At 59.4% G+C, this 26,103-nt stretch carries 19 protein-coding genes; 13 read left to right on the top strand and 6 right to left on the bottom strand.

From position 1 onward, the window contains the following. Positions 1–160 precede the first annotated feature (160 nt). Positions 161–1,537 (bottom strand): lysozyme inhibitor LprI family protein, encoded by a 1,377-nt coding sequence (locus HV782_RS21750; protein ID WP_186748588.1) that lies wholly within the window; start codon positions 1,535–1,537, stop codon positions 161–163. 210 nt (positions 1,538–1,747) lie between these two features. Between HV782_RS21750 and HV782_RS21745 the strand changes: the two genes are divergently transcribed. The 4 genes from HV782_RS21745 (at position 1,748) to HV782_RS21730 (ending at position 6,929) form a co-directional block, all read left to right on the top strand. Continuing rightward, entirely contained in the window at positions 1,748–3,352 is a 1,605-nt protein-coding gene (locus HV782_RS21745; RefSeq protein WP_128614132.1) for a tetratricopeptide repeat-containing response regulator, read from the top strand. Next, positions 3,349–4,041 carry a sensor histidine kinase gene (locus HV782_RS21740; protein ID WP_186748589.1) on the top strand — a complete coding sequence of 231 codons (693 nt, stop codon included), beginning with the start codon at positions 3,349–3,351 and terminating at the stop codon, positions 4,039–4,041. Before HV782_RS21745 ends, HV782_RS21740 begins: the two co-directional genes overlap by 4 nt. Positions 4,042–4,241: 200 nt before the next feature. Then, on the top strand, positions 4,242–5,483 hold the full coding sequence (locus tag HV782_RS21735; RefSeq protein ID WP_186748596.1) for a glutamine synthetase family protein: 1,242 nt from the start codon (positions 4,242–4,244) through the stop codon (positions 5,481–5,483). A 69-nt stretch (positions 5,484–5,552) separates the two neighbouring features. Further along, positions 5,553–6,929: an MFS transporter gene (locus tag HV782_RS21730; RefSeq protein WP_186748590.1), complete on the top strand. Its 1,377-nt coding sequence runs from the start codon at positions 5,553–5,555 to the stop codon at positions 6,927–6,929. Between the two features lie 236 nt (positions 6,930–7,165). On the opposite strand, the gene HV782_RS21725 is transcribed toward HV782_RS21730, so the two are convergent. The 4 genes from HV782_RS21725 to flgA all read right to left on the bottom strand — a co-directional run bounded on the left by HV782_RS21725 (position 7,166) and on the right by flgA (position 9,769). Further along, complete coding sequence (locus tag HV782_RS21725) at positions 7,166–7,912, bottom strand: flagellar brake protein (RefSeq protein ID WP_123466963.1); 747 nt, start codon at positions 7,910–7,912, stop codon at positions 7,166–7,168. Between the two features lie 92 nt (positions 7,913–8,004). Further along, on the bottom strand, positions 8,005–8,472 hold the full coding sequence (locus tag HV782_RS21720; protein WP_123466961.1) for a flagella synthesis protein FlgN: 468 nt from the start codon (positions 8,470–8,472) through the stop codon (positions 8,005–8,007). A 48-nt stretch (positions 8,473–8,520) separates the two neighbouring features. After that, entirely contained in the window at positions 8,521–8,847 is a 327-nt protein-coding gene (gene flgM / locus HV782_RS21715; protein WP_123466959.1) for a flagellar biosynthesis anti-sigma factor FlgM, read from the bottom strand. Positions 8,848–9,007: 160 nt separating this feature from the next. Next, positions 9,008–9,769 carry a flagellar basal body P-ring formation chaperone FlgA gene (flgA, locus tag HV782_RS21710; RefSeq protein ID WP_123466957.1) on the bottom strand — a complete coding sequence of 254 codons (762 nt, stop codon included), beginning with the start codon at positions 9,767–9,769 and terminating at the stop codon, positions 9,008–9,010. 82 nt (positions 9,770–9,851) lie between these two features. On the opposite strand from flgA, the gene HV782_RS21705 reads away from it, so the two are divergent. The 7 genes from HV782_RS21705 (at position 9,852) to HV782_RS21675 (ending at position 19,752) form a co-directional block, all read left to right on the top strand. Continuing rightward, complete coding sequence (locus HV782_RS21705; RefSeq protein ID WP_186748591.1) at positions 9,852–10,784, top strand: chemotaxis protein CheV; 933 nt, start codon at positions 9,852–9,854, stop codon at positions 10,782–10,784. A gap of 46 nt (positions 10,785–10,830) precedes the next feature. Further along, entirely contained in the window at positions 10,831–11,658 is an 828-nt protein-coding gene (gene cheR / locus HV782_RS21700; RefSeq protein WP_007963053.1) for a protein-glutamate O-methyltransferase CheR, read from the top strand. A gap of 371 nt (positions 11,659–12,029) precedes the next feature. After that, complete coding sequence (flgB, locus tag HV782_RS21695) at positions 12,030–12,440, top strand: flagellar basal body rod protein FlgB (protein ID WP_128614134.1); 411 nt, start codon at positions 12,030–12,032, stop codon at positions 12,438–12,440. A 3-nt stretch (positions 12,441–12,443) separates the two neighbouring features. Beyond that, a complete protein-coding gene (gene flgC, locus HV782_RS21690; protein WP_003227217.1) occupies positions 12,444–12,887 on the top strand; it encodes a flagellar basal body rod protein FlgC in 444 nt (147 codons plus the stop codon). A gap of 15 nt (positions 12,888–12,902) precedes the next feature. Beyond that, complete coding sequence (gene flgD / locus HV782_RS21685) at positions 12,903–13,622, top strand: flagellar hook assembly protein FlgD (protein WP_123466952.1); 720 nt, start codon at positions 12,903–12,905, stop codon at positions 13,620–13,622. Positions 13,623–13,652: 30 nt separating this feature from the next. Next, a complete protein-coding gene (flgE, locus tag HV782_RS21680; protein ID WP_128614136.1) occupies positions 13,653–14,966 on the top strand; it encodes a flagellar hook protein FlgE in 1,314 nt (437 codons plus the stop codon). Between the two features lie 262 nt (positions 14,967–15,228). Continuing rightward, positions 15,229–19,752: a beta strand repeat-containing protein gene (locus HV782_RS21675; RefSeq protein WP_186748592.1), complete on the top strand. Its 4,524-nt coding sequence runs from the start codon at positions 15,229–15,231 to the stop codon at positions 19,750–19,752. Positions 19,753–19,954: 202 nt separating this feature from the next. Here HV782_RS21675 and HV782_RS21670 read toward each other — a convergent pair whose 3' ends face one another. Further along, positions 19,955–22,846: a ribonucleoside-diphosphate reductase subunit alpha gene (locus tag HV782_RS21670; protein WP_186748593.1), complete on the bottom strand. Its 2,892-nt coding sequence runs from the start codon at positions 22,844–22,846 to the stop codon at positions 19,955–19,957. An 877-nt stretch (positions 22,847–23,723) separates the two neighbouring features. Between HV782_RS21670 and HV782_RS21665 the strand changes: the two genes are divergently transcribed. Together HV782_RS21665 and HV782_RS21660 are read left to right on the top strand one after the other, a co-directional pair. Beyond that, positions 23,724–24,446: a response regulator gene (locus HV782_RS21665; protein WP_186748594.1), complete on the top strand. Its 723-nt coding sequence runs from the start codon at positions 23,724–23,726 to the stop codon at positions 24,444–24,446. Beyond that, the gene (locus tag HV782_RS21660; protein ID WP_128614892.1) at positions 24,443–26,053 is read left to right on the top strand and encodes an ATP-binding protein; all 1,611 of its coding nucleotides are present in this window, start codon (positions 24,443–24,445) and stop codon (positions 26,051–26,053) included. The genes HV782_RS21665 and HV782_RS21660 overlap by 4 nt, the downstream gene beginning before the upstream one ends. Positions 26,054–26,103 lie beyond the last annotated feature (50 nt).

The raw sequence follows: 26,103 nt of genomic DNA, 5'->3' as shown, positions 1-26,103 counted from the left end.
ATTTTCCCGAGCTGGATAAAACTCCTTACGGAGGGCCTGGCTGGGAGGATTACCCCGCATGACATATGGAGGGGCGTAGTGAAGATTCAAGACCTGCGCGACTTGAATCAATACATGAGTGCTGTGATTACCAGCACTCGCTGAGATTGAGATCATTCGGCTAGTTGTCGCCGTTCTCCTCGAACTTGCCAATCGAGGTGCTGACCCCGCTCAGCTGACGACGTCCTTTGACCTCATAGGTACGTCCACCGTCTTCCGGGTCTGGCTTGCGCACGGTCATTTGCGCAAATAATCCGTCCTTCTCGCTGTAGGCGCCGAACCAATTGTTCATCCGGCCGATAAAACACTCCTTGCCGATGAACACCGGGAAGTCAGCGACCGACTCGATGGCGTAATAGCCGGCTCCATAGCTGTAATACCCCTCAGTATCGGTGGCCGTTGGTGGAATCGGGCAGATCGGTGTTCTCTGCTCGCTGGCCTGAGTCTGACTTTCAGTTACATGAGTCAATGCTTGGTTGAGTGACTGATGCAGAGCTGGCTCCAGTTTGAATGTCGTCTTGCCGTCCTCATTGTGCTGAGTCCGGGGAACGCTAAGTCGGTAGTCGTAGCGAACCTCGATGATGGGCACTTCGTGGTTGATTTGCAGGGGGTTGAGCAAATACACCCGATCAACTCCGTACGCGCCGGCGCGATAAGCCGCGTAAACCTTGCCACCAATATTGACCCAGTTGACCGACTGGTTGGCGCCGCGGTCGTTGGTAGAGTAGAGCGAACCGCCAATGGATTCGCCGTCGGACGCCGGGGTTCTGCGGTTGAACTTGTCGCCCTCACGGCGAAAGGTCTCGACGAACGTGTACAGGCCGGTGCCGCCCGTGTAGGTCTCGACTATCAGGTCACGTTGCCGGTCACCGTCAAGGTCAATCAGGGTAAACATGGTCCGGCCCAGGGCCGTATCAGCGTCGAACTCGGTGGCGCTCAAGGCCTTCCATTCGTCTTGGGAAACGCCTTTGGGCCGAGTCTTGGGGAAGTGCGTTTTGTCTGAGAATTGATCGGCGTCCGGGTCGGCGGAAAACGTGGTCCCAGGGCTTTTCAATGACAGTGAGGCGAGTGTCCGTTCCAGGGCAAATTGCGGATCAGTTTTGCTCGCGGCCCGAATACTGTTTTGGAGGTCATCCAAGACCTGTTTATCAACACCATCCGGTTGATGGGCGGCGGACTGTGTCCACTGCGTTTGCAAAAGTTGCAGGCGCTCGCGATAGCGCAAATCCAGGCAGGTAACCTCGTCGGCGCACTCATTGCGTGTTTTCAACCAGCTACGCTGCGTTTGCTTCAGGTCAGGTTGGGCTTGCGCAGAGGTGGTCATCAGTTGCCGATAGAGCATCCCCATCTGCGCATCCAGGTCATACAACCCTTTATTCGCGCAAATCGTCTTTTCGACGGTATTCGAAGCTTTCGCACAATCCATTCCAGCCGCCATCGCTTGCTGGATAAACAGCAGCGCACAGGCGGACACGATGTAACGTCCTTTGATGTACACGAGATAAACCTTGTAGTGGAAAGGTAAGCCGGCGCGCAGGGTAATCGCTGTACGAGGAATCTTGAAGTGTCCGCTTCAGGGAACGTCACTTGTGGCCGATAACCCACTCGGTGACTTAAAAGTCGCGTGAAATCGCTTGATAGCATTTGGCCGGCAGCTATCATCTGCGCGCCTGAAATTGCCCTCACTTCAATTGCCTGGAAATCTTCGATGCTGTCGTATCACCAAAAGAGTTTTCTGATCGTCGATGATTTCTCGGATTTCCGCAGTTCCGTGCGTTCGATGCTGCGTGAGCTGGGGGTCAAGGATGTGGACACCGCCGATACCGGCGAGCAGGCGCTGAAGATGTGTGCGCAGAAGTCCTACGATTTCATCCTGCAGGATTTCCATCTCGGCGACGGCAAGAAGAACGGCCAGCAGGTGCTCGAAGACCTGATGTCGGAAAAGCTCATCAGCCATGAAGCGGTGTTTGTCATGGTGACGGCCGAGACCAGTCAGGCGATGGTGCTCAGTGCCCTGGAGCATGAGCCGGATGCGTACCTGACCAAACCGTTCAACCGTTCCGGCCTGGCGCAGCGCCTGGAACGTCTGGAGCAGCGCAAGACGTTGCTCAAACCGATTCTGCAAGCCCTCGATCGCGGTAAGCCGGTCGAGGTGCTCAATGCCTGTATTGCGCTGTGCAAGCAGGACATCCGCTATTCGCCGCTGTGCCTGCGTTATCGCGCCGATGCACTGCGTGACATGAACCAGAACGAAGCCCTTGAGCGCCTTTACGACGGCATCATTGCCGACCGGCCGTTGCCGTGGGCGTTTGCCGGGTTGGGCAAGTTGCTGTTCAAGCGCGGGCAGGTGGCGCAGGCCAAGGGCGTCTATGAGAAAGCGCTGAAAGTGTTTCCGATGATGCCGGCGTTGTACGACGGCATGGCCGATGTGCTGGTCGCCGAAGGCGATACCAAAGGCGCGCAGCGGGTGCTGGAAGAGGCGATCCGGTTGTCGCCGCTGGCGGTGCGTCGGCAAGCGCTGCTCGGCAAACTGGCAATGGCCAACGAAGACTTCGACACCGCCTCGCGCGCTTATCGGCAAGCGGTGGCGCAGGGCGCGCAGTCGCGGTTCAAGGATCCGGAAAGCAACCTTGGTCTGGCTCATGCGTTGATCAGCAAGGGCAGCGAGCGCGGTCTCGACACCCGCACGCGGCTGGAGATCAACACCACCCTCAGCGCGGTGGCCAAGGAGAACCCGACCGACCCTGGCCTGCAGATTCGTGCGCGCCTGATGAAGGCCACCAGCCTGTTGCTCAACGACGCGGAAACCGCTGACAAGCTCACCGAGCAAGCGCTGATGCGTCTGGACGGCATGGAGCAGTTCATGAGTCCTGAAGCGGCGCTGCTGGTCGCCAAGCAGTTGCAGATGCTCGGTCAGGCCGAAGCCGGCACGTCGATGCTCAAGAGCTGCGCGGAAATCTATGGGGATGATCCGGCGGTGATGAAGGACATTGCCAAGCTCACCGACGACCCGACTATCCTCAGTTCGAGCAACGCCGCCGCTGACCTCAACCGTCAGGGCGTGCGTGTGTACAAGACCGGCAACCTGGTGGAGGCCCGCGAGGTGTTCCGCAAGGCGCTGAAGATGCAACCGAAGAACATCAGTATCGCGCTGAACATGGCCCAGTCGCTGCTGCACGGCACCGACACCAATGTGCCGTCGGCGGAGCTGGAAGAATGTCAGGCCTGCCTGAAAATGGTCGGCCTGATGCCCGACACCGACGCGCGTTATGCGCGTTATCAGAAGCTGAAAAGCAAGGCGTTTGGCGAATGAACCAAGACGAGCAGGCGCTGGATTTCTCCACGGTGATTGCCTCCACCGTTCACGACATGAAGAACTCGCTGGCGATGCTGATGCAGGCCCACAGCCAATGGCTGGCGCGCTTGCCTCAAGCGCAGCGCAGCGGGGCAGAGCAGGGCGTGATCGACTTCGAGTTCGCCCACCTCAACGGCATGCTGGTGCAGTTGCTCGGGCTGTATAAGCTCGGCGTCAACCAGATGCCGCTGCAACCGGCGTATCACGAGCTGGATGATTTCATCGAGGCGCAACTGGCGGCGCATCAAGAGGTGTTCGCCAGTCGCGGCATTATCGCCACATATGAAGTCGATCCGCTGAGCCCGCTGGGGTTCTTCGATCGCGAATTGGTGGCGTCGGTGTTGGGCAACTGCATCAACAACGCCATTCGTTATGCCCGCGAGTCGCTGCTGATTACCGTCAGCGACGAGGCCGGGCAACTGGTGTTGAGCATCAACGATGACGGCGACGGTTACCCGGCCGAGATGCTCGAGCGCCAGGCCGATTACGTGCAGGGCATCAATCACAGCAGCGGCAGCACCGGCCTGGGCCTGTATTTCGCTAACCGCATTGCTGCTTTGCATCAGCGCAATGGCGTGGTCGGGCATACCGAAATCAGCAACGGCGGGCCGTTGGGTGGCGGGGTGTTCAGCCTTTATCTGCCGTGACCCGGATTTTTGTTTGACGCTGCTTGATATTCCGAACAGCCGGAGCCTATTTTGTACGGGTCGCCGTTCGCGGCTCGCACAATAACAAGGATTGCGTCATGACAACCGATGGCCAGCGTTCACTCGCGCAGCGACTGACCGGCATTGATGAGATTGAGTGCGTCACGCCGGATTTGAATGGCGTGCCGCGAGGCAAGGTGATGACCGCCGAGGGTTTCCTCGAAGGGCGGCGTTTGCAGATGGCGCGGGGAGTGCTGTTGCAATGCATCATGGGCGGTTATCCAGCGGCGCGGTTTTACGGCAGTGATGACGGCGACCTGGCGCTGGTGGCCGAGCCGAGCATGATCCATCCCCTGCCATGGAGCGACGAGCCGCGTGCCCTGGCCATCTGCGATGCCGATGAACTGAGTGGCGAAAGCTCCAATCTGTCGACCCGTGGTCAACTCAAGAAAGTTATCGCTCGTTACGCCGCTCGCGGTCTGGCACCGGTCGTGGCGACCGAACTGGAATTCTTTGTCTTCGCGCCGAACACCGATCCAACCCAGCCGTTCCGTCCGCCGGTTGGCCTCGACGGGCGTCGCGAGGATGGCCAGTCGGCGTTCAGCGTCAGTTCCAATAACGGTCTGCGGCCGTTCTTCAGCGAAGTCTATAAATGCATGGCGGCCCTCGGTCTGCCGCGCGATACCTTTATGCATGAGATGGGTGTCAGCCAGTTCGAGATCAATCTGCTGCACGGTGATCCGCTGTTGCTGGCCGACCAGACGTTCCTGTTCAAGCACCTGCTCAAGGAAGTCGCGCTCAAGCACGGCCTGAGTGTGGTGTGCATGGCCAAGCCGCTGGCGCACACACCGGGCAGTTCGATGCACATTCACCAGAGCCTCGTTGAGATCGCCACTGGCAAGAATGTGTTCAGCGACGAGAGCGGCCAGCCGACCGCGATGTTCCGCCATTTCATCGGCGGGCAGCAGGCGGGTATGGCGGATTTCACGGCGCTGTTTGCACCGAATGTGAACTCCTATCAGCGTCTGTGCCACCCGTTTGCGTCGCCAAATAACGCCTGCTGGTCCCACGATAACCGCGCCGCAGGGCTGCGGATTCCGGCCAGTTCGCCGGTCGCTCGTCGGGTCGAAAACCGGTTGCCGGGGGCCGACGCCAACCCCTATCTGGCCATCGCCGCCAGTCTGGCCGCCGGTTTGCATGGCATCGAGCATGAACTCGAACCGACCGAAGCGATTCAGGGCGAGTTCGAGGTGCCGGACAATCTTTCGCTGCCGTGTACCTTGCATGCCGCACTCGAGCGTCTGAAACGTAGCCAATTGGCGAGGGAACTGTTCGGACAAGAGTTCATCGAAGGCTACATCGCTTCGAAGACCATGGAGTTGACCAGTTTCTTTGACGAAATCACTCCCTGGGAACGGCGTGTTCTAGCAGCCCAGGCCTGACGTACTGTCGCCACCGGGCTATCGTTTTGATAGTCCGGTCTTTACTGCAAGGAGCCGCTCGGAACGCCGATGCGCCAAATCTGGAAATCCTTTCGAGCGCTGTATTTCGCCTCGCTGATGATGTTGATCGGCTCGGGCCTTCTATCTACTTATCTGGCGTTGCGCCTGGCCGCTGACCATGTCGACGGACTGTGGGTCGGTGCGCTGATGGCCGCCAACTATTTTGGCCTGGTGCTGGGCGGCAAGATCGGTCACCGCTTGATCGCCCGGGTCGGGCATATCCGCGCGTATTCGGCGTGTGCCGGGATCGTCGGCGCGGCAGTGCTCGGGCATGGACTGGTCGACTGGCTGCCGGCGTGGCTGGTGCTGCGGACCATCGTCGGCCTCGGCATGATGTGTCAGTACATGGTGATCGAGAGCTGGCTCAATGAGCAGGCCGACGCCAACCAGCGCGGCCTGGTATTCAGCGGTTACATGATCGCGTCCTATCTGGGGCTGGTGCTGGGGCAACTGATTCTGGTCATGCATCCCGGCCTGGGCCTGGAGCTGTTGATGCTGGTCGCGCTGTGTTTCGCCCTGTGTCTGGTGCCGGTGGCGCTGACTCGGCGAATTCACCCGGCGCCGCTGCATCCGGCGCCGATGGAGCCGCGCTTCTTTATCAAGCGCGTGCCGCAGTCGTTGAGTACGGTGCTGGGGGCCGGTCTGATCATCGGTTCGTTCTACGGTCTGGCGCCGCTGTATGCCTCGCAGCAGGGGCTGTCGACCGAGCAGGTCGGTCTGTTCATGGGTAGCTGCATTTTCGCCGGGCTGCTGGTGCAGTGGCCGTTGGGCTGGTTGTCCGACCGCTATGACCGGGCGCTGCTGATTCGTTGCTTTGCCGGGTTTCTCGCGGTGGCGGCATTGCCGTTGGCGATCCTGCCGCAGGTGCCGCTGGAGGTGCTGTTCGTGGTCGGCTTCCTCTGTTCGCTGGTGCAGTTCTGCCTTTATCCGCTGGCCGTGGCGTTCTCCAATGACCACGTCGAAGGTGATCGTCGGGTGTCGCTGACGGCGATGCTGCTGGTGACCTACGGGGTCGGCGCAAGTATCGGCCCGCTGCTGGCAGGTGTGCTGATGAAACTGTTCGGCAGCCAAAGTCTGTATGCGTTCTTCAGCTTCTTTGCACTGGTGCTGGTGTGGCGCATTCGTCCGAAAGCGGTGACCAATCTGCACCAGGTCGACGACGCGCCGCTGCATCACGTGGCGATGCCGGACAGCATGTCCAGCTCGCCATTGGTCGCCGCGCTTGACCCGCGGGTGGATGAGCAGGTGGTGCAGGAGCAGATGCAGACGACGGTGACGCCTGAGCCTGAGCCTGAGCCGGACAAAGAACCTGAATCTGAGCCCGTTGCAAACCCGGATGACGGCGGCGATAAACCTGCTCCGGACATCAGTGGTGCCAGGCCCTGACAGTTGAGCTGGGATGGAAATCTGTGGCGAGGGGATTTATCCCCGTTGGGCTGCGAAGCGGCCCTGAAGCCCGCAAATCACATCTTTACGACGCTCTGCGCTGAATGGTCTTACGCCTGCTGCGCAGTCGGACGGGGATAAATCCCCTCGCCACAGAATGTCTTGCCGAGCATTCATTCAGCGCAAAAAAAAGGGCAGTCCCGCCAAGGACTGCCCTTTTTCATTGTGCGTTCGACTCAGAGGTCGTCTTTATCGAAACGCCGTGCCTCACGCTGCAACTGGTACACGAAGCGCTCGACATTACGTGCCGCCGGGCCACTGATGTTGTGGAAGCGCAGGCCGGCGAAGGTGATGTTGAGTTTTTCTTCGAAGTGCAGATAGCGCAGTTCGACGGAGGTCGGCTGGTTGCCGAACAGCGGCGGAGCGATCAGCCGGTCATAGACCTGGCCCAGTTGCAGGCGGTCAGTGATGTCACCTTCGAAACGCAGCTTGCAGCCGGTCGCGGAGATATCCAGCAATTTGCCGTTGATTGGCGCCTTGAGCTTCTCGCCGCCCAGTTCGACGCTGACCAGATCGGTCAGTTTCAGCGCTGCGCGAAAGGCATTGCGGCGCTGGTGGTAAACCACTTCAGTGGGCAAGTCGCCAGTGTAGAAACGGTCGCCATCGGACTCTTCGATGTTCAGCCTGCCGGTGCATTCCCAGGCAATGCGCACGCCTTCGTGAAAGCCTTCGACCTTGAACGGCTCGCCGGCCAGCAGGAAGCGTTCGCCATCGCGCGGGATCATCTCGTCTAGGGCGATCGAGGCGCTGTCGCGGTCAACCTTGATCAAATAACTCTGGAAGCGCTGGCTGCGTTCATGGAAGGTGATGATCAGTGGATCATGACTCTCTTGCAGTTGGCGCAGGTTGCTGGAGATTTCCAGGGGCGTGGTCAGCACCTTTGGTGGCTGCGGAGCATCATCCGCGCTTAGGGCGTTTGGCACGTTTTCTCAATCTCCAGACAAAATTTGACGATGACTAGCCAGCATTTTGCCAGCATGCTTCACGTGTTGATAGTGCAGGCCCATCGAATGGCTCACGCCTGGCTGAACGTACGCGGCTTGACGGGCTTGGCGAAGGTTCCGCTGGCGTCGTAGAGCGCTGGCGGCTCGCCACCGGTGAGGATTTTCAGCTGATTGGCTGTGGCAGCCTGCTGGACCAGGATCGATTGGCCATTGTTGACGTTGGCCGCCTGGCATTGGGCAATGAGATCGGTGAGGACATCACTTTGACTGAGCAATTGGTCGCCGATGCTCGACTGGCTGGCCAATTGCTCAAGACCCTGCCGATTGGTCGGCAGGTTGAGGCTGGCGAGGATTTCGCTGCGCTTGCGGCCATGCTGTTCGAGCAGAATGATCAATGCCTGTTTGCGCGCCAGAATTTCTTCCAGCAGTGGCATGTCGCGACCGTGCAAGGCGAGGGACTCGTTTTGCAGCAACTCCAGCAATTGTTGAGCTGGAGCAAAGTCGTCGATGATCAGTTGCAATAAATTAGTGTCGTGCATGGCTGGCCTTGGTTTCTAAGCGTCCAAAAGCCTCGCGCTGGCGGTGGCCTAGCGCTGGGCTTCGAAGTTGAGCAGTTTGCTGGCTACACGGTTGCTGTCGACTTTATAGCTGCCATCGGCAATCGCGGCTTTCAACTCGGCCACACGGGCTTTGTCGACAGCAGGCTGATCGCGCAGCTTGTCAGTGACCTTCTGCAACTGTTGAGCCTCATTACTGAGGTGTACCGATTCCCCGCTTTTTGCGGTACTGGCCGATTCGGCCGGGGTATTCAGCGGTGCGGAAGTGCCGTTTTCAACGGTTTCCTTCGGCGCGCTGGTACGCGTACTGCCTGTAAGTGACGAGGAGCTGTTCAAACGGCTGAAATCGATGACCATGATAAAAAACCTCTGGGAATTTGGACGCTTGCCATGTTTTCGGCCATCCCCTGGAAAACTTTAGGCCCATTTGGCAATGAGCCTCATGTACCGGCGCGTGTCCTGCTGCGGCACAGTTTAGGGAAGCGGCGAGGTCGGCGCCAGTTTTCTGCTCAGTGGTTCACATGGCCACTTCCACTTGGCCGGGCGCGATGACCTGCGCCTTGATGACCCGCTGGGAGTTGAGGTTTTTCACCCGGATCTGCTCCTTCAAACCGCCGTTGGACAGGGCTTCGCCCGGCATTCGCACAGCCAGCGTACCGCTGCGGGCGATGATGACCACTTGATCGCCCTTGCGAATGACTTCTGCCTGTTCCAGGTGCACTTGGGTAATCACCTGATCGGCGACCGTTGGTCGGGTCAATTTCTGCCCGATCGCTTCGTCTACCGACGTCAGAAATCCCTGATTGATCAGGCTGACGTCGCGCTCGCGCAAGGTCACGTCCCGCGGCTCGATAATGCCGGCGCGTTTGAGCGGCCGAGTGGTGGTCACAATCTCGCGAAACAGGCGGACTTGAGCGGGCACGAACACGGTCCAGGGCGAGGTGCCTTCACAGCGAACCTTTACCGTTACCCGGCCCAACGGACGTGCCGGACTCTCCAGGCTGGCTGTCAATTCCTTGTCGCACATAGGCATGTGCATGCGGGGGTCGAGCTGGTTTACTTCGATTTCGTAGCGGCCTTCCGTTTGACTGGTAGCCAGATAGTCTTCTACGGTGAACTCAAGAAAGCCCTGAGTGACGCCGATAAGCATGTCAGGCAAGGTAACCGCATCAGCAATGGCAGGGCTGCCAGCGAAAAAGAAGCAAACGGCGGACACCGCGCAAAGCCCTCTGCGAAGGGAAGATGTCAGGCGTCGGAAAAATGTCGTTTGAGCGTTCATACGAGTTAAAAAGCAAGCGCCGTGCCGTTTAGCAATGAATGTGCGTCGCAACAACACTTGGCGTTGGTGTAGGAGTCTGGGCATGGCTGGTGTAATGGATTCGGTAAACCAGCGCACGCAACTGGTAGGGCAGAATCGCCTGGAGCTGTTGTTGTTCCGTCTCGACGGTCATCAGCTCTACGGAATCAACGTGTTCAAGGTGCGGGAAGTGCTGCAATGCCCGTCGCTGACGTTGATGCCCAAGTCCAGTCCTGTCGTGTGCGGGGTGGCGAATATCCGGGGGGCAACCATTCCGATCCTCGATCTGGCAATGGCGACCGGTTCCGGGGCGTTGAAAGACAAGAACAGTCCGTTCGTGATCATTACGGAGTACAACACCAAGACCCAGGGTTTCCTGGTTCGCTCGGTGGAGCGCATCGTCAACATGAACTGGGAAGAGATCCATCCGCCACCCAAGGGCACGGGTCGCGATCACTACCTGACCGCTGTGACTCGAGTGGACAATCAGTTAGTCGAAATCATCGACGTCGAGAAAGTGCTGGCGGAAGTGGCGCCGACGCCGGAAGCGATTTCGGTGGGTGTGGTCGACGTCGAAACCCAGAGCAAGGCGTTGTCGCTGCGAGTGCTGACGGTCGATGACTCGTCGGTGGCGCGCAAGCAGGTCACGCGATGCCTGCAGACGGTCGGCGTCGAAGTGGTGGCGCTGAACGATGGCAAGCAGGCGCTGGACTACCTGCGCAAGCTGGTCGACGAGGGCAAGAAGCCGGAAGAAGAGTTCCTGATGATGATTTCCGACATCGAGATGCCGGAGATGGACGGGTACACCCTGACGGCGGAAATCCGCAGCGATCCACGCATGCAAAAGCTTCATATCATCCTGCATACTTCGTTGTCGGGGGTATTCAATCAGGCGATGGTCAAGAAAGTCGGTGCCGATGACTTCCTGGCCAAATTCCGTCCTGATGACCTGGCATCCCGGGTAGTCGACCGGATCAAAGCAGCAGATATCAGCTAGGGGCGCTTTGCCCCTGGCGGTCAACACGATTTAAGAGGCGGCATCATTGTCTACGGGTAATTTGGATTTCGAACAGTTCCGGGTCTTCCTGGAAAAAGCCTGTGGCATTTTGCTCGGTGAAAACAAGCAGTACCTGGTCTCGAGCCGTCTCAACAAACTGATGGAGCAGCAAGGCATCAAATCCCTGGGTGAGCTGGTTCAGCGCATCCAGACCCAGCCGCGCAGCGGTTTGCGCGAGCAGGTGGTCGATGCCATGACGACCAACGAAACCCTGTGGTTTCGTGACACCTATCCGTTTGAAGTCTTGAAGAACAAGGTGCTGCCCGAGGCGATCAAGGCCAGCCCCAACCAGCGTCTGCGGATCTGGTCGGCGGCGTGCTCGTCGGGTCAGGAACCGTATTCGCTGTCGATGTCGATCGACGAGTTCGAGCGCAGCAACCTCGGCCAGTTGAAGATGGGCGTGCAGATCGTTGCCACGGATTTGTCCGGCAGCATGCTGACCAACTGCAAGACCGGCGAGTACGACAGCCTGGCGATTGGTCGCGGCTTGTCCGCCGACCGTCTGCAGCGTTACTTCGACCCGAAAGGGCCGGGGCGCTGGGTGATCAAGGCGCCGATCAAGAACCGGGTGGAATTCCGTTCGTTCAACCTGCTCGACAGCTACGCCAGTCTGGGCAAGTTCGACATCGTGTTCTGCCGCAACGTGCTGATCTACTTCTCCGCCGAGGTGAAGAAAGACATCCTGTTGCGCATTCACAGCACGCTGAAACCGGGCGGGTATCTGTTCCTTGGCGCTTCCGAAGCGTTGAACGGTTTGCCGGATCATTACCAGATGGTCCAGTGCAGCCCGGGGATCATTTACCAGGCGAAGTGATTGGCTGCAGCAACACAAAAAAACGGGAGGCCCTAAAAGGCCTCCCGTTTTTTTGTGCCTGGCATTCAGTCTCAATTCACCCCAAACCCCCTGTAGGAGTGAGCCTGCTCGCGATAGCGGTAGCACATCCAACATCATCGGCGCCTGCACACCGCTATCGCGAGCAGGCTCACTCCTCCAGAGGACATTGGTGGGTGAGAAGGGAGGGCAAGCGGCAGAAAAGCGGCATCCGGCGGAAACCGGTTGCCGCTTTTCTGGCATTGCCGCATTGCCGATCCCCCGCCAGGCCCCGGTTTACGGGGGTTCTTCTGTTTGGCACGGCCCTTGCTAAAGCTCAGGTACGAAAAACCGGTCACCTGAAGGTTCCCGACATGAGCATCAGCTTCGACAAAGCGCTCGGCATTCACGAACAAGCATTGGGCTTCCGCGCCCAGCGTGCCGAAGTGTTGGCCAACAACATCGCCAACGCCGACACCCCGAACTACAAGGCGCGGGATCTGGACTTCTCCAAAGTGCTCGAAGCACAGACCGAGAAAACCAAACGCGGTGGCACGTTTGCCCTGAACATGACCAACAGCCGTCACATCGAGGCCGAAGGTCTGGGCAATGGCGACGAATCGCTGATGTATCGCACACCGATGCAGCCTTCGATCGACCAGAACACCGTGGACGCTCAACTGGAGCAGTCGAACTACGCGGAAAACGCGGTCGGCTTCCAGGCCAGCTTCACCCTGCTCAACAGCAAATTCAAAGGGCTGGTGTCAGCCCTGCGCGGAGAGTAATCCATGTCCCTGTCCAGCGTTTTCAACATTGCCGGCAGCGGCATGAGCGCACAAACCACGCGTCTGAACACCGTGGCCTCGAACATCGCCAACGCCGAAACCGTTTCGTCGAGCATCGACCAGACCTACCGCGCCCGTCACCCGGTGTTCGCCACCATGTTCCAGGGCGGCCAGAACAGCGGCAGCAACTCGCTGTTCCAGAGTCAGGACGCTGCCGGTCAAGGCGTGCAGGTGCTTGGTGTGGTCGAAGACCAGAGCAACCTCGAAGCGCGTTACGAGCCGAACCATCCGGCCGCCGACGCCAAGGGCTACGTCTACTACCCGAACGTCAACGTGGTGGAAGAAATGGCTGACATGATTTCCGCGAGCCGTTCGTTCCAGACCAACGCCGAAATGATGAACACCGCCAAAACCATGATGCAGAAGGTACTGACCCTCGGTCAGTAATAAGGGGCGACTGCCATGAGTGTTTCCGATTCCACCAGCGGCGTGAATATCAAGGACGTCCTGTCCAATTCTTCGGTCAAGACCGGGACGACCACCGGCGGCCTGGCTGCAGCCACCAATAGTGCCACCGGCAAGCAGGCCCTGGGCAAAGATGCGTTTCTGCAACTGCTGGTCACCCAGCTGAAAAACCAGAACCCGCTCGATCCGCAGGACAACAGCGAGTTCGTCGCGCAACTGGCGCAGTTCAGCAGCCTGGAAGGCATCACCACGCTGAACACCACCGTCAGTGGCATCGCCGGCAACTACAACTCCTCGCAGGCCCTGCAGGCGTCGTCGCTGGTCGGTCGCTCGGTCATCGCTCAGACCGACAAGGCCGTGGTCGACACCAGCAAGAGCTTCAATGGCTCTGTGGTGGTTCCGGCGTCCGGCGCTGTCTCGGTCACCATCAAGGATACCGACGGCAAAGTCGTGCGCACCATCGACATGGGCACCCAGAAGGCCGGCAACGCCAGTTTCATCTGGGACGGCAAGGACGCGTCCGGTGCGGTCGCGGCCGCGGGCACTTACACGTTCACTGCCAGCGCCACTTACGACGGCAAGGCCACCTCGCTGATCACGTATCTGCCGGCCACCGTCAACAGCGTGACCATCAGCCAGACCGGCGGTGAGTTGATGCTGAACCTGGCGGGCCTGGGCAGCGTCGCGCTGTCCAAAGTACAAACCATTGGTATATAGAGCCGACTAACCGGCACAAAGGAGTGGAATATGTCTTTCAATATCGGCCTTAGCGGTCTCTATGCTGCCAACAAGCAACTGGACGTCACCGGCAACAACATCGCCAACGTGGCCACCACCGGTTTCAAGGCGTCCCGTGCAGAATTCGAAGACGTGTACTCGGCCACCCGCCTGGGCACCGGCAGCAAGACCGTCGGTAACGGCGTGCGTCTGGCCAACGTTTCCCAGCAGTTTGGCCAGGGTGACGTGAACAACACCGGCAACGTGCTGGACATGGGCATCCAGGGCAACGGTTTCTTCATCCTCAGCGACAACGGTTCCCTGAGCTACACCCGTGCCGGTGCGTTCAAGACCGATGCTGAAAACTACGTGGTCGACAACAACGGCAACCGTCTGCAGGGTTATGGCGTCGATGCCAACGGCAAGATCATGACCGGTGTGCTGACCGACCTGAAGATCGACACCTCGTCCCTCAAGCCGAACGCGACCACCAAGATCGACCAGACCATGAACCTGAACTCGGAGGACGTCAAACCTACCGTGGCGCCGTTCAGTCCCACCGATCTGAACAGCTATAACAAGCTGATTTCCACGCCGGTCTTTGACACTCAGGGTAACGAGCACCGCATGGATCAGTACTACGTGAAAACGGGTACCAATGCCTGGAGCGTTTACACCTACATGGATGGTCGTACGCCATCGGACCCGGCCAACAACACCCTGACGCCGCTGACCCACAACATCACCTTCAACTCTGACGGCACCATCAATACCGTGACGGCAGGTGCTGGCTGGACCCAGGCCGGCAACACCCTGACCATGACCGGTTGGGTACCAGGTGTCGTGACCAATCCGGCGACCACGCCTGTGACCTGGGGGCCGAACGGTTCCAAGGCTAACCCGACCGGTATCGCGTTCAACATGTCGTTGACCACCTCCTTCAACTCGCCGACCGCGCGTACGGCGCAATACCAGGACGGTTATGCGACTGGCCAGATTTCCAGCCTGACCATCGACTCGACCGGTGTGATGACCGCCAACTTCAGCAACCAGCAGACCAAGGCGATCGGTCAGGTAGCCGTGGCGAGCTTCGCCAACGAGCAAGGCCTGCAGCCGATTGGCGGTACTCGCTGGAAGGAAACCTTTGCTTCGGGTGTGGCGGGTGTTGATGCGCCGAAGACCGGCACCCTGGGGTCGATCGTGTCGAACTCGCTGGAAGAGTCGAACGTGAACCTGACCAATGAACTGGTGGACCTGATCAAGGCCCAGAGCAACTATCAGGCGAACGCCAAGACCATTTCGACCCAGAGCACCATCATGCAGACCATCATTCAGATGACCTGATTGTGTCGAAAGCGCTCTGCCACTGAAAACCGACGCCTTGGGCGTCGGTTTTTTTTACCTTGGGGAAATTCAAAATTTCAATAACCCACCGTTCGTCGGGTTGTTGGTTTGAAACTTGCACTCCGCACGCCCAAAGAAAGTTACGCGTCAAAACTTCATATGATTTGCTTCATTGAGCCAGGACATCGTTCGGCAACAAGGAATTCAGGAAGCTTTCGCACAAGGTTTCACCGTAGTTTCCAACCCACACAAGGAAGATGTAATGGCTGTAATTTATGGTTCTGATGGTGCAGATACTTTGATGGGTACTGCAGGAGACGATCAGATACGCGGGCTTGCCGGTGACGACATCATCAATGGTGGCGATGGCAATGACGTACTGATCGGCGGCGCGGGTGCCGACCAACTGATTGGCGGTGCCGGCATCGATACGGCCAGTTATGAGGATGACAATTCGGGGGTGGGCGTCACCGTCAACCTGAAGACTGGCGTCAACACCGGTCTGGCCAAGGGCGATACGTTCGTCGGGATCGAAGCCTTCCGGGGCACGGTGTACAGCGATAACTTCGTCGGTAATGCCGAGGCCAATACCTTCGACGGTGCCGGTGGTTACGACACCCTGAGCTACGCCACGTCCGAGCAGGCCGTGAACATTACCGTCAATGGCACCACCGGAAGCGGTCTGGGAGGGGACGCCCAGGGCGACCTGTTCAGCAACATCGAGGTCATCACCGGCTCTGCCAATGCCGACGTGTTTACCGTGAACTCCGGCAGCGTGACGCTCTACGGCGGCGCCGGTAACGATGTGTATATCCTCAATGGCAAAGATTCCATGGCTATTGGTGAACTGGCTGGAGGCGGCGACGACGAGATTCGTACCAACCAGGCCGGCATGGGGATGAGCGGCGAGATCGAGCGCCTGACCTTTACCGGTACCGGTAACTTCACCGGGCGTGGCAATGCCGGGGACAACATCATTACCGGCGGCGCGGGCAACGACGTGCTCATCGGGGGCGCCGGGGCCGACCAGTTGATTGGCGGCGCGGGTATCGACACGGCCAGTTATGAAGATATCGTTTCGGGTGTCGGTGTGACGGTCAACCTCAAGACCGGCGTGCATACCGGCATTGCCACAGGCGACACGTTCAGCAGCATCGAGGTGATTCGCGGTTCCAGCTACGCCGACAATTTTGTCAGCGATGCTGCGGCAACCACCTTTGATGGCGGCAATGGTTTCGACACATTGAGCTTTGCCGGCTCGGAACAGGGCGTCAATCTGACGGTGGCGAACTCAGCCGGCACCGGCAGCGGTGGCGATGCGCAAGGGGATGCCTTCAGCAACATAGAAGCTTTCTACGGCTCGGCCCAGGCTGACGTGTTCACCGTGACCGCCGGCAGCACCACCTTTTACGGGGGTGCCGGTAACGACGTCTACATCATCAATGGTGCGGGTACGGCCGGGGTTGTCGAACTGGCGGGAGGCGGTGACGACGAGATTCGCACCAACCTGACCAGCCTGACCATGGGCAACGAAGTCGAGCGCCTGACCTACACCGGCACCGGTAACTTCACCGGTCGCGGCAGCGCCGGCGACAACATCATTACCGGCGGTGCAGGCAACGACCTGCTGATCGGCGGGGCGGGGGCCGACCAGCTGATCGGTGGCGCCGGCATCGACACGGCCAGCTACGAGGACAGCCTCGCCACTGGCGTGACCGTCAATCTGAAAACCGGCGTTAACACCGGTTTCGCTGCGGGCGATACGTTCTCGGGCATCGAGATCATTGTGGGCAGCAAAAACGCCGACACCTTCGTCAGCGGCGTCGAAGCCAACATCTTTGATGGCGGCATTGCCGGGGGTGTCGACACGGTCGATTACTCGACCTCGACACAAGCCGTCAACATCACCCTGACCACGCTCGGCACAGGCAGCGGGCAGGGCGGCGATGCCCAGGGCGATACCTTCACCAATATCGAGAAAGTCGTCGGATCGGCACAGGACGATGTGTTCACCACCGGTGCCGGGACCTTCACGTTGCAGGGTGGGGCGGGTAACGACCTGTACGTGATCAACGGTCCTGCCTATCAAACGATCGTCGAGCTCGCCGGAGGGGGTGACGATGAGGTGCGTACTTCGCTGACGAACATGACGTTGAGCGCCGAAGTCGAGCGCCTGACCTACACCGGAACCGGCAACTTCACCGGTACCGGCAATGCCGGTAACAACATCATCACCGGTGGCGTCGGCAACGACGTATTGATGGGGGGCGCGGGTGCAGACGCATTCATCGGTGGCGCCGGCAACGATACCGTCAGTTATGACGATTCCTCTGTGGGCGTGACGATCAACCTTAAAACCGGTGCCCACACCGGCATCGCCACTGGCGATACCTTCAACGGCATTGAAGTGATTCGCGGCTCCAAATTCAGCGACACATTTATTGCCGGCAGCGCTGCCGACAAGTTTGAAGGCGGCGCTGTCACGACCGATAACGTCGACGTGGTGGACTACTCGCAATCGGCTGCCGGGATCAATCTGACCCTGGCATCCGGTGCTGGCACCGGCACCGGCGGCGATGCCGAAGGGGATTCGTTCTCCGGCATCGAGAAGATCATCGGTTCGGCCTACGACGACGTATTCAGCTCGAGCACCGGCGGCTTCACCTTGCAGGGCGGGGCGGGTAATGACGTCTACATCATCAACGGCAACGCTTCGCCGGTCATTATCGAGGTGGCCGGGGGTGGTAACGATGAGGTACGTACTTCGCTGTCGAGCATGACGTTGAGCGCCGAAGTCGAGCGCCTGACCTACACCGGCACCGGTAACTTTACCGGTGCCGGCAACGCCGGTAACAACATCATCACCGGCGGCGCGGGCAACGACAATTTGTACGGTGGCGGTGGCGCCGACACGTTTATCGGAGGGGCTGGCACCGACACCGTCGGCTATGACGACAGCAACGCGGCGATCACCTTCAACTTCAAGACCGGTGTGCACACCGGCATCGCCGCCGGCGACACTTACGTCGGTATCGAAATGATTCGCGGCACGCAGTACGGTGACACGTTCATCGCCGGTGCCGGCGCAGACAGGATTGACGCAGGTACCGGCAACGCCGTAGACGTGCTGGATTACTCGCAATCCGGCCAGGGCGTAAACCTGACACTGGGTGCGGCCGGCGCAGGATCGGGCGTGGGGACGGGCGGTGACGCCGAGGGTGACAGCTTTGTCGGCATCGAGAAAATCATCGGCTCGGCCTACAACGATGTCTTCACCGCCACTACCAACTCGACCGGTTTTACCGTGCAGGGCGGCAGTGGCGATGATGTCTACATCCTCAATAATGCGGCCTACGGCGCGATCGTCGAACTGGCCGATGGCGGCAATGATGAAGTGCGCACCAATCAGTCGTACTACATCCTCAATGCCGGTATCGAGCGATTGACCTACACCGGAACCGGCGCGTTCATCTCTCGGGGGAATGCGCTGGATAACGTGATCACGGGCGGGGCGGGTAACGACATTTTGTCGGGGGGCGAGGGTGCCGATACCTTCATCGGGGGCGATGGCTTCGATACGGTCAGCTATGACGACGCCGGCGCAGGCGGTGTGACGATCAACCTCAAGACCGGTGAGCACACCGGGATTGCCAAGGGCGACAGCTTCCAGAACATCGAGAGGTTCCTCGGTTCGTCACGTGATGACACGTTCTACGGTAACGAACAGGTCAACAACTTTGATGGCGGCAACGCTCGCGACACCGTGAGCTTCGCCTTGGAAGGTTCAGCTATCACGCTGGATCTCACCAAGCCACTGACGGGCGCGGCGGCTGGCGACACCTACACCAATATCGAAAACTGGGAAGGCACGGCTTTCAACGATACGTTGATCGGCGGCGCCGGTTCCGAGACGTTTATCGGTGGCAAGGGTGCCGACTTCATCGACGGCGGTGCCGGCACCTCCGATGCCGCCTGGTACACGGGGAGTTCGGCGGCGGTACAGGTCGATCTGCTGGCCAACACTGCCACCGGCGGCGATGCCACCGGTGATGTCCTGGTCAATATCGAAGGGCTGCATGGCTCCGCGTTCAACGACACCCTGACAGGCAACGCCACCTGGAACGAGATCTATGGGGGTGAAGGCAACGACCTGGTCTATGGCGGCGATGGCGACGACGCGATTTACGGTGGCAAGTATGAGCCTTACTCCATCAATGGTCCTGATCGCAGCGGCGCTGCCGAGGCCGATCAATTGTTCGGGGGTAACGGTAACGACACCCTATTCAGCGCGAACAACGATATCGGCAGTGTCTTGCACGGTGATGCCGGTAACGACCAGATCACCGTCTATGCAGGCACCGCCTACGGTGACGAGGGCAACGATATCCTGGAAGGCGTCGGCTCGGAGTATCAGCTGTTTGGTGGTGCCGGTGCTGACACCTTGATCCTGTCTGCCGGCGGTTATGCCTACGGCGGCGAGGGTGGCGACACTTACAAAGTGAATTCGTCGACCACGGTGCTGATCAAGGATGACGGGCTCTATGGCAATGACAAGGTCGAGTTGCAGAACATCAAGTCGTACGCCGATGTGATCATCAAGACCGATGGCACCAATGCCTACATCTTCAACGCGGTGGAGTGGAACGCCGGCAAGCAGAATAATGCGGTGATCCTCGCAGACTGGTATGCCGGTTCCAACACCATTGATACCTTTGTCACCAGCAATGGCGATACCTTCACCATTCCGGTGGTAGGGCAGGCAATGGCTGAGTCGTTTATGGTCTGACGCAGCACTGTAGAAACAACTGGCGGCGAAATCTGAACTTCAGGTTTCGCCGTTTTTTTTGTCCCCGGCTTTTTCCGGTCTGCCAGTCTCCCGTGGGAGCTGGCGCAGGTGCAAAAGAAAACCCCCGACAAACCAGAAGTCTGTCGGGGGTTTCTTTTATCCGGAGAGCATCAGGCGTCTCGCAACGCCTGATTGGCTCAGCTTATTGGCAAGCTTCGCAGTCCGGCTCGTCGATCGCGCAAGCCTTTGGCACAGGTGCCGGACCGGCCGGAGCAGCCAGTACGGAGTCGTCGCCGTGGTTGCCGCCGCTGGAAACAGCGTTCAGCTTGCCGGTGTTGATGGTCGACTTCTCGGTGCTGGTCGCGGCCAGGGCACGGAGGTAGTAGGTGGTTTTCAGACCACGGTACCAGGCCATGCGGTAGGTCGCGTCGAGCTTCTTGCCCGAGGCGCCGGCGATGTACAGGTTCAGCGACTGGGCCTGGTCGATCCACTTCTGACGACGGCTGGCGGCGTCAACGATCCACTTGGTGTCCACTTCGAACGCGGTCGCGTAGAGCTCTTTGAGTTCTTGCGGGATGCGCTCGATCTGCTGAACCGAACCGTCGTAGTACTTCAGGTCGTTGATCATGACCGAGTCCCACAGACCGCGAGCCTTGAGGTCGCGAACCAGGTACGGGTTGATCACGGTGAATTCGCCCGACAGGTTCGATTTCACATACAGGTTCTGGTAGGTCGGTTCGATCGACTGCGAAACGCCAGTGATGTTGGCGATGGTCGCGGTCGGTGCGATGGCCATGATGTTCGAGTTGCGAATGCCTTTCTGTACACGGGCGCGAACCGGTGCCCAGTCCAGGGTTTCGTTCAGGTCAACGTCGATGTACTTCTGGCCACGCGCTTCGATCAGGATCTGTTGCGAATCCAGCGGCAGGATGCCTTTGGACCACAGCGAACCGTTGAAGGTCTCGTACGAGCCACGCTCGTCAGCCAGGTCGCAGGACGCCTGGATCGCGTAATAGCTGACCGCTTCCATCGACTTGTCGGCGAACTCGACGGCAGCGTCGGAACCGTAAGGGATGTGCTGCAGGTACAAGGCGTCCTGGAAGCCCATGATGCCCAGACCGACCGGACGGTGCTTGAAGTTGGAGTTCTTCGCTTGCGGCACCGAGTAGTAGTTGATGTCGATCACGTTGTCGAGCATGCGCACGGCCGTGTTCACGGTGCGTTGCAGCTTGGCGGTGTCCAGCTTGCCATCCACGATGTGGTTCGGCAGGTTGATCGAGCCCAGGTTGCAAACGGCGATCTCGTCCTTGTTGGTGTTCAAGGTGATCTCGGTGCACAGGTTCGAGCTGTGAACCACGCCAACGTGCTGCTGCGGGCTGCGCAGGTTGCACGGGTCTTTGAAAGTCAGCCATGGGTGGCCGGTTTCGAACAGCATGGACAGCATTTTGCGCCACAGGTCTTTGGCCTGGATGGTCTTGAACAGCTTGACCTTGCCCGGGTACTCGGTCAGCGCTTCGTAGTACTCGTAGCGCTCTTCGAAGGCTTTGCCGGTCAGGTCGTGCAGGTCCGGTACTTCCGATGGCGAGAACAGGGTCCACTTGCCGTCATCGAAGACGCGCTTCATGAACAGGTCAGGGATCCAGTTGGCGGTGTTCATGTCGTGGGTACGACGACGATCATCACCGGTGTTCTTGCGCAGCTCGATGAACTCTTCGATGTCCATGTGCCAGGTTTCCAGGTAGGCACAGACAGCGCCTTTGCGCTTGCCACCCTGGTTAACGGCTACGGCGGTGTCGTTCACCACTTTCAGGAACGGAACCACGCCTTGCGATTTGCCGTTGGTGCCCTTGATGTACGAACCCAGTGCACGCACCGGCGTCCAGTCGTTGCCCAGGCCACCCGCGAATTTCGACAACATGGCGTTGTCGTGGATCGCGTGGTAGATGCCCGACAGGTCGTCCGGAACGGTGGTCAGGTAGCAGCTCGACAGCTGTGGACGCAGGGTGCCGGCGTTGAACAGGGTCGGGGTCGAAGCCATGTAGTCGAAGGACGACAGCAGGTTGTAGAACTCGATCGCACGGTCTTCTTTCTGCTTTTCTTCGATCGCCAGGCCCATGGCCACACGCATGAAGAAGATCTGCGGCAGTTCGAAACGCACGCCATCCTTGTGGATGAAGTAACGGTCGTACAGGGTCTGCAGGCCCAGGTAGGTGAATTGCTGATCGCGCTCGTGGTTGATCGCCTTGCCCAGTTTTTCCAGGTCGAAGGTGGCCAGCACAGGGTTCAGCAGTTCGAACTCGATACCTTTGGCGACGTAGGCCGGCAGTGCCTTGGCGTACAGGTCGGCCATTTCGTGGTGAGTGGCGCTTTCGGCGACACCGAGGAAGCCCAGGCCTTCGGCACGCAGGGTGTCCATCAGCAGGCGGGCGGTCACGAACGAGTAGTTCGGCTCGCGTTCAACCAGCGTACGCGCGGTCATCACCAGGGCGGTGTTGACGTCGTTCAGGGCCACGCCGTCGTACAGGTTCTTCAGGGTTTCGCGCTGGATCAGATCGCCATCGACTTCTTCCAGACCTTCGCAGGCCTCGGTGACGATGGTGTTCAGACGACCCATGTCCAGAGGCGCAAGGCTACCGTCGGCGCGGGTGATGCGGATCGACGGGTGGGCCTGTACCGGCTCTTCGGTGGTGCGAACGGCGCGCTCCTTGGAGCGGGCATCGCGGTAGATCACGTAGTCACGAGCGACTTTCTGCTCGCCGGCACGCATCAGGGCCAGTTCGACCTGGTCCTGGATTTCTTCGATGTGGATGGTGCCGCCCGATGGCATGCGACGCTTGAAGGTCGCGGTGACCTGTTCAGTCAGGCGGGCAACGGTATCGTGGATTCGCGACGAAGCAGCAGCGGTGCCGCCCTCAACTGCGAGAAACGCTTTGGTGATAGCGACGGTGATCTTGTCATCGGTGTAAGGAACGACAGTGCCATTACGCTTGATCACGCGCAGTTGACCAGGCGCGGTGGCTGCCAGATCCGAAGTCGAATCGGCGGCCTGCGGCAAGGTGCCCTGCGGGTTCTCGCGAGTTGTGTCGGTTTGCATGGGGGGTGATCTCCACATTCTCTATGTTTGTTTGGGCACCATCATGGTGCTCACCGTTCTGGTCCGAAGCACTACAACCGACGGGCGTCGGGTATAACAACTTCGGACCAGTAGGAAAAAGGCTAATGACGCCGCATCCTTGCCGAAGTTTTTGGCTGCGAGCCAGGGCTCGAGCCGGATTCCTTCCAGGGTGACAGTCATGACTGCAACACCCGTACCGTTCCGGTCGTTTCCAACCTGAAAAACGATGCCATCCGCAAGTGCGGTTTGGGCTTTGAAAAACTTGCTTGGTTCAACCGGAAACTGGCAATAAAGCGCTTGAGTTTCAGGTCCGAAATGTGGTTGGGCGTTTAAGCGGAAAACCCTATATGTAGGGTCTATCCTTGCGCCGTGCTACAAGATAATGCGTTTCGAGGGGGCTTGCAACGTACTAGCTGTGGATAAACCTGTGCGTAAATTGTGTAAGAAACACGGAATTCCCGTGTAGGCCGCGAACCTGCTGAGCTAGACCGTCTGTCACCGTTTTTTCCTTGGGAAAAACGCTTCAGCGGATTTTTAAGGGCGCGAACCCTATCACAAAAAACCGCCTTGTCCGAACGCATTTACCGACTTGTGTTCTGGCTGTACGCCGTTTATACAATCGGCCCACAAGTACGCATTCTTATCCTCCGAAAAGATGACAAAAAGACGGGGGACAGGATGTCAGTCAGTGACTGGCGCAGGGTTGCGGGAGCGGGCTTGCTCGCGAATGCGCTGTGTCATGGAGCCTCAATGTCGAGCGCGCCGTCGCCTTCGCGAGCAAGCCCGGTCCCACGGGGTATTGTGTTGAGTCAGGCGTACCTCCTTTATTAATAACAATGGAAAGCAGAGGTCAGCGGTGGAGCAACAAGCCTTTCAGGTATTGATCGTCGAGGATGACCAGCGTCTGGCCGAGTTGACGCGTGACTACCTGCAAGCCAATGGATTGCGTGTAGACATTGAAGGCAACGGGGCGCTGGCGGCGGCGCGGATCATCAGGGAGCAGCCGGATCTGGTGATCCTCGACCTGATGTTGCCGGGCGAGGATGGCCTGAGCATCTGCCGCAGAGTGCGCAGTCAGTACGACGGGCCGATTCTGATGCTCACCGCACGCACTGACGATGCCGATCAGATTCAGGGCCTCGACCTCGGTGCCGACGATTACGTGTGCAAACCGGTGCGCCCGCGCCTGTTGCTGGCGCGCGTTCAGGCGTTGCTGCGCCGCAGTGACACACCGGAACCGGCCAGCGAGAAATCCCGGCGTCTGCAATTCGGCCCGCTGGTGGTCGACAACGCCTTGCGCGAAGCCTGGCTGAGCGACACCGGCATCGAGCTGACCAGCGCCGAATTCGACCTGCTCTGGCTGTTGGTGTCCAACGCCGGGCGCATCCTGTCACGGGAAGAAATCTTCACCGCCCTGCGTGGCATCGGCTACGACGGCCAGGACCGCTCGATCGACGTGCGCATCTCGCGCATCCGTCCGAAAATCGGCGACGACCCCGACCATCCACGGCTGATCAAGACCATTCGCAGCAAAGGCTACCTGTTCGTCCCTGAAGCCTGCGCAGACCTGCCGCTGTGAACTCGATCTTCCTGCGCATCTACGGTGGCATGTGCGCGGCGCTGATTCTGGTGGCGGTGCTCGGCGTGCTGGCGCTGAACCTGCTCAATCAGGTGCGCAGCGAGCAGTACCGCGAGCGTCTGGCCCACGGCACGTTTTCGTTGATGGCCGACAACCTGCAACCGATGAACGAAACCGAGCGGCATCGTGCCTTGCTGGTGTGGGAACGATTGCTCGGCATTCCGCTGGCACTGAAAAAGTTTGCCGAGACCGACCTCGATCTGGCTCAGCGCACCCGCGTGCAGCGCGGCCAGGCCTTGGTAGAACAGACTGGCCCACACGCGGCCAGGGTCTTCCGGCTGGTCAGTGATAAAGAACAGCTTGTGCTGGTGGGGGAAGTGCAGCAGATCAGCGAACAACTGGCCCGGGCGACGATTTACCTGCTGGCCGATGAACTGGTGCGCGTGCCGGTCGGCGAACAGCCCAGGCGTCTTGCGCAGATAAAGGAAGAGAAAGGCTTCGGTTTTGATCTGCGCCTGGTCACCGTGGAAGACGCCGACATGGACGAAGACCAGAGCCGCCGCGTCGCCGAGGGCGATACGGTGATGGCGCTGGGCAAGGGCGGCGATTCGATCCGGGTGTTCGCCGGCATGGTCGGTACGCCGTGGGTGCTGGAAATCGGCCCGTTGTATCAGATGAATCCGTATCCGCCGCAATGGCTGGTGCTGATCGCGGCGCTCGGGCTGAGCCTGATCGGCCTGATCGTTTACCTGTTGGTGCGTCAGCTCGAGCGCCGCTTGCGTGGCCTCGAAGCCGCCGCCACGCGGATCGCCAAGGGCAGTCTGGAAACCCGCGTGCCGGCGCGCGGCGCCGACTCGGTCGGGCGGCTGGCGTCAGCCTTCAACAAAATGGCCGAGCACTTGCAGCAGTTGCTGGCCATCCAGCGTGAACTGGTGCGGGCGGTGTCCCACGAATTGCGCACGCCGGTGGCGCGTCTGCGTTTCGGTCTGGAAATGATCGGCTCGGCGACCACGCCGCAGGCGCTGGAAAAGTACCGCGAAGGCATGGATCACGATATCGAGGACCTCGATAAGCTGGTCGATGAAATGCTCACTTACGCACGTCTGGAACAGGGTTCGCCGGCGCTGACGTTCCAGCGCATTGATCTGGATGCGCTGGTCAATCAAGTCATCGAGGAACTGGCGCCGTTGCGTGCCGAAGTCACGGTGCAGCGGGGGTTGTGTCTGTCTGCTGCCGATAATGACGGGGCCTGGGTCGAGGCCGAGCCGCGTTATCTGCACCGGGCGCTGCAGAATCTGGTGAGCAACGCCATGCGCCATGCGCGTTCGAAGGTCACGGTGAGTTATCAGGTCGGGCAGTTGCGTTGTCGGGTCGATGTCGAGGATGACGGGCCAGGTGTGCCGGAGGTGGCGTGGGAGCGGATTTTCACGCCGTTCCTGCGCCTGGATGACAGCCGGACGCGAGCGTCGGGCGGGCACGGTCTGGGGTTGTCGATCGTGCGCCGGATCATCCATTGGCATGACGGCCGGGCGATCATTGGCAAGAGCAAGAGTCTGGGAGGGGCGTGTTTCAGCCTGAGCTGGCCGAGGAATCAGGAGCGACGTTGAGTATTTGTGATGGTTTTGCTGGCCCCGTCGCTGGCAAGGCAGCTTCCACA

It is taken from the genome of Pseudomonas monsensis, from assembly GCF_014268495.2.
Classification (GTDB): Bacteria; Pseudomonadota; Gammaproteobacteria; order Pseudomonadales; family Pseudomonadaceae; genus Aquipseudomonas; species Aquipseudomonas monsensis.
This window is presented reverse-complemented; position numbering and strand designations above follow the sequence as displayed.

Bases quoted from the DNA above. Each gene is read 5' to 3' on its own strand.
- HV782_RS21745 (WP_128614132.1), top strand. From the start codon at position 1,748: ATGCTGTCGTATCACCAAAAGAGTTTTCTGATCGTCGATGATTTCTCG.
- HV782_RS21740 (WP_186748589.1), top strand. From the start codon at position 3,349: ATGAACCAAGACGAGCAGGCGCTGGATTTCTCCACGGTGATTGCCTCC.
- HV782_RS21735 (WP_186748596.1), top strand. From the start codon at position 4,242: ATGACCGCCGAGGGTTTCCTCGAAGGGCGGCGTTTGCAGATGGCGCGG.
- HV782_RS21730 (WP_186748590.1), top strand. From the start codon at position 5,553: ATGCGCCAAATCTGGAAATCCTTTCGAGCGCTGTATTTCGCCTCGCTG.
- HV782_RS21720 (WP_123466961.1), bottom strand. From the start codon at position 8,472: ATGCACGACACTAATTTATTGCAACTGATCATCGACGACTTTGCTCCA.
- flgM (WP_123466959.1), bottom strand. From the start codon at position 8,847: ATGGTCATCGATTTCAGCCGTTTGAACAGCTCCTCGTCACTTACAGGC.
- flgA (WP_123466957.1), bottom strand. From the start codon at position 9,769: ATGAACGCTCAAACGACATTTTTCCGACGCCTGACATCTTCCCTTCGC.
- HV782_RS21705 (WP_186748591.1), top strand. From the start codon at position 9,852: ATGGCTGGTGTAATGGATTCGGTAAACCAGCGCACGCAACTGGTAGGG.
- flgB (WP_128614134.1), top strand. From the start codon at position 12,030: ATGAGCATCAGCTTCGACAAAGCGCTCGGCATTCACGAACAAGCATTG.
- flgC (WP_003227217.1), top strand. From the start codon at position 12,444: ATGTCCCTGTCCAGCGTTTTCAACATTGCCGGCAGCGGCATGAGCGCA.
- flgD (WP_123466952.1), top strand. From the start codon at position 12,903: ATGAGTGTTTCCGATTCCACCAGCGGCGTGAATATCAAGGACGTCCTG.
- flgE (WP_128614136.1), top strand. From the start codon at position 13,653: ATGTCTTTCAATATCGGCCTTAGCGGTCTCTATGCTGCCAACAAGCAA.
- HV782_RS21675 (WP_186748592.1), top strand. From the start codon at position 15,229: ATGGCTGTAATTTATGGTTCTGATGGTGCAGATACTTTGATGGGTACT.
- HV782_RS21670 (WP_186748593.1), bottom strand. From the start codon at position 22,846: ATGCAAACCGACACAACTCGCGAGAACCCGCAGGGCACCTTGCCGCAG.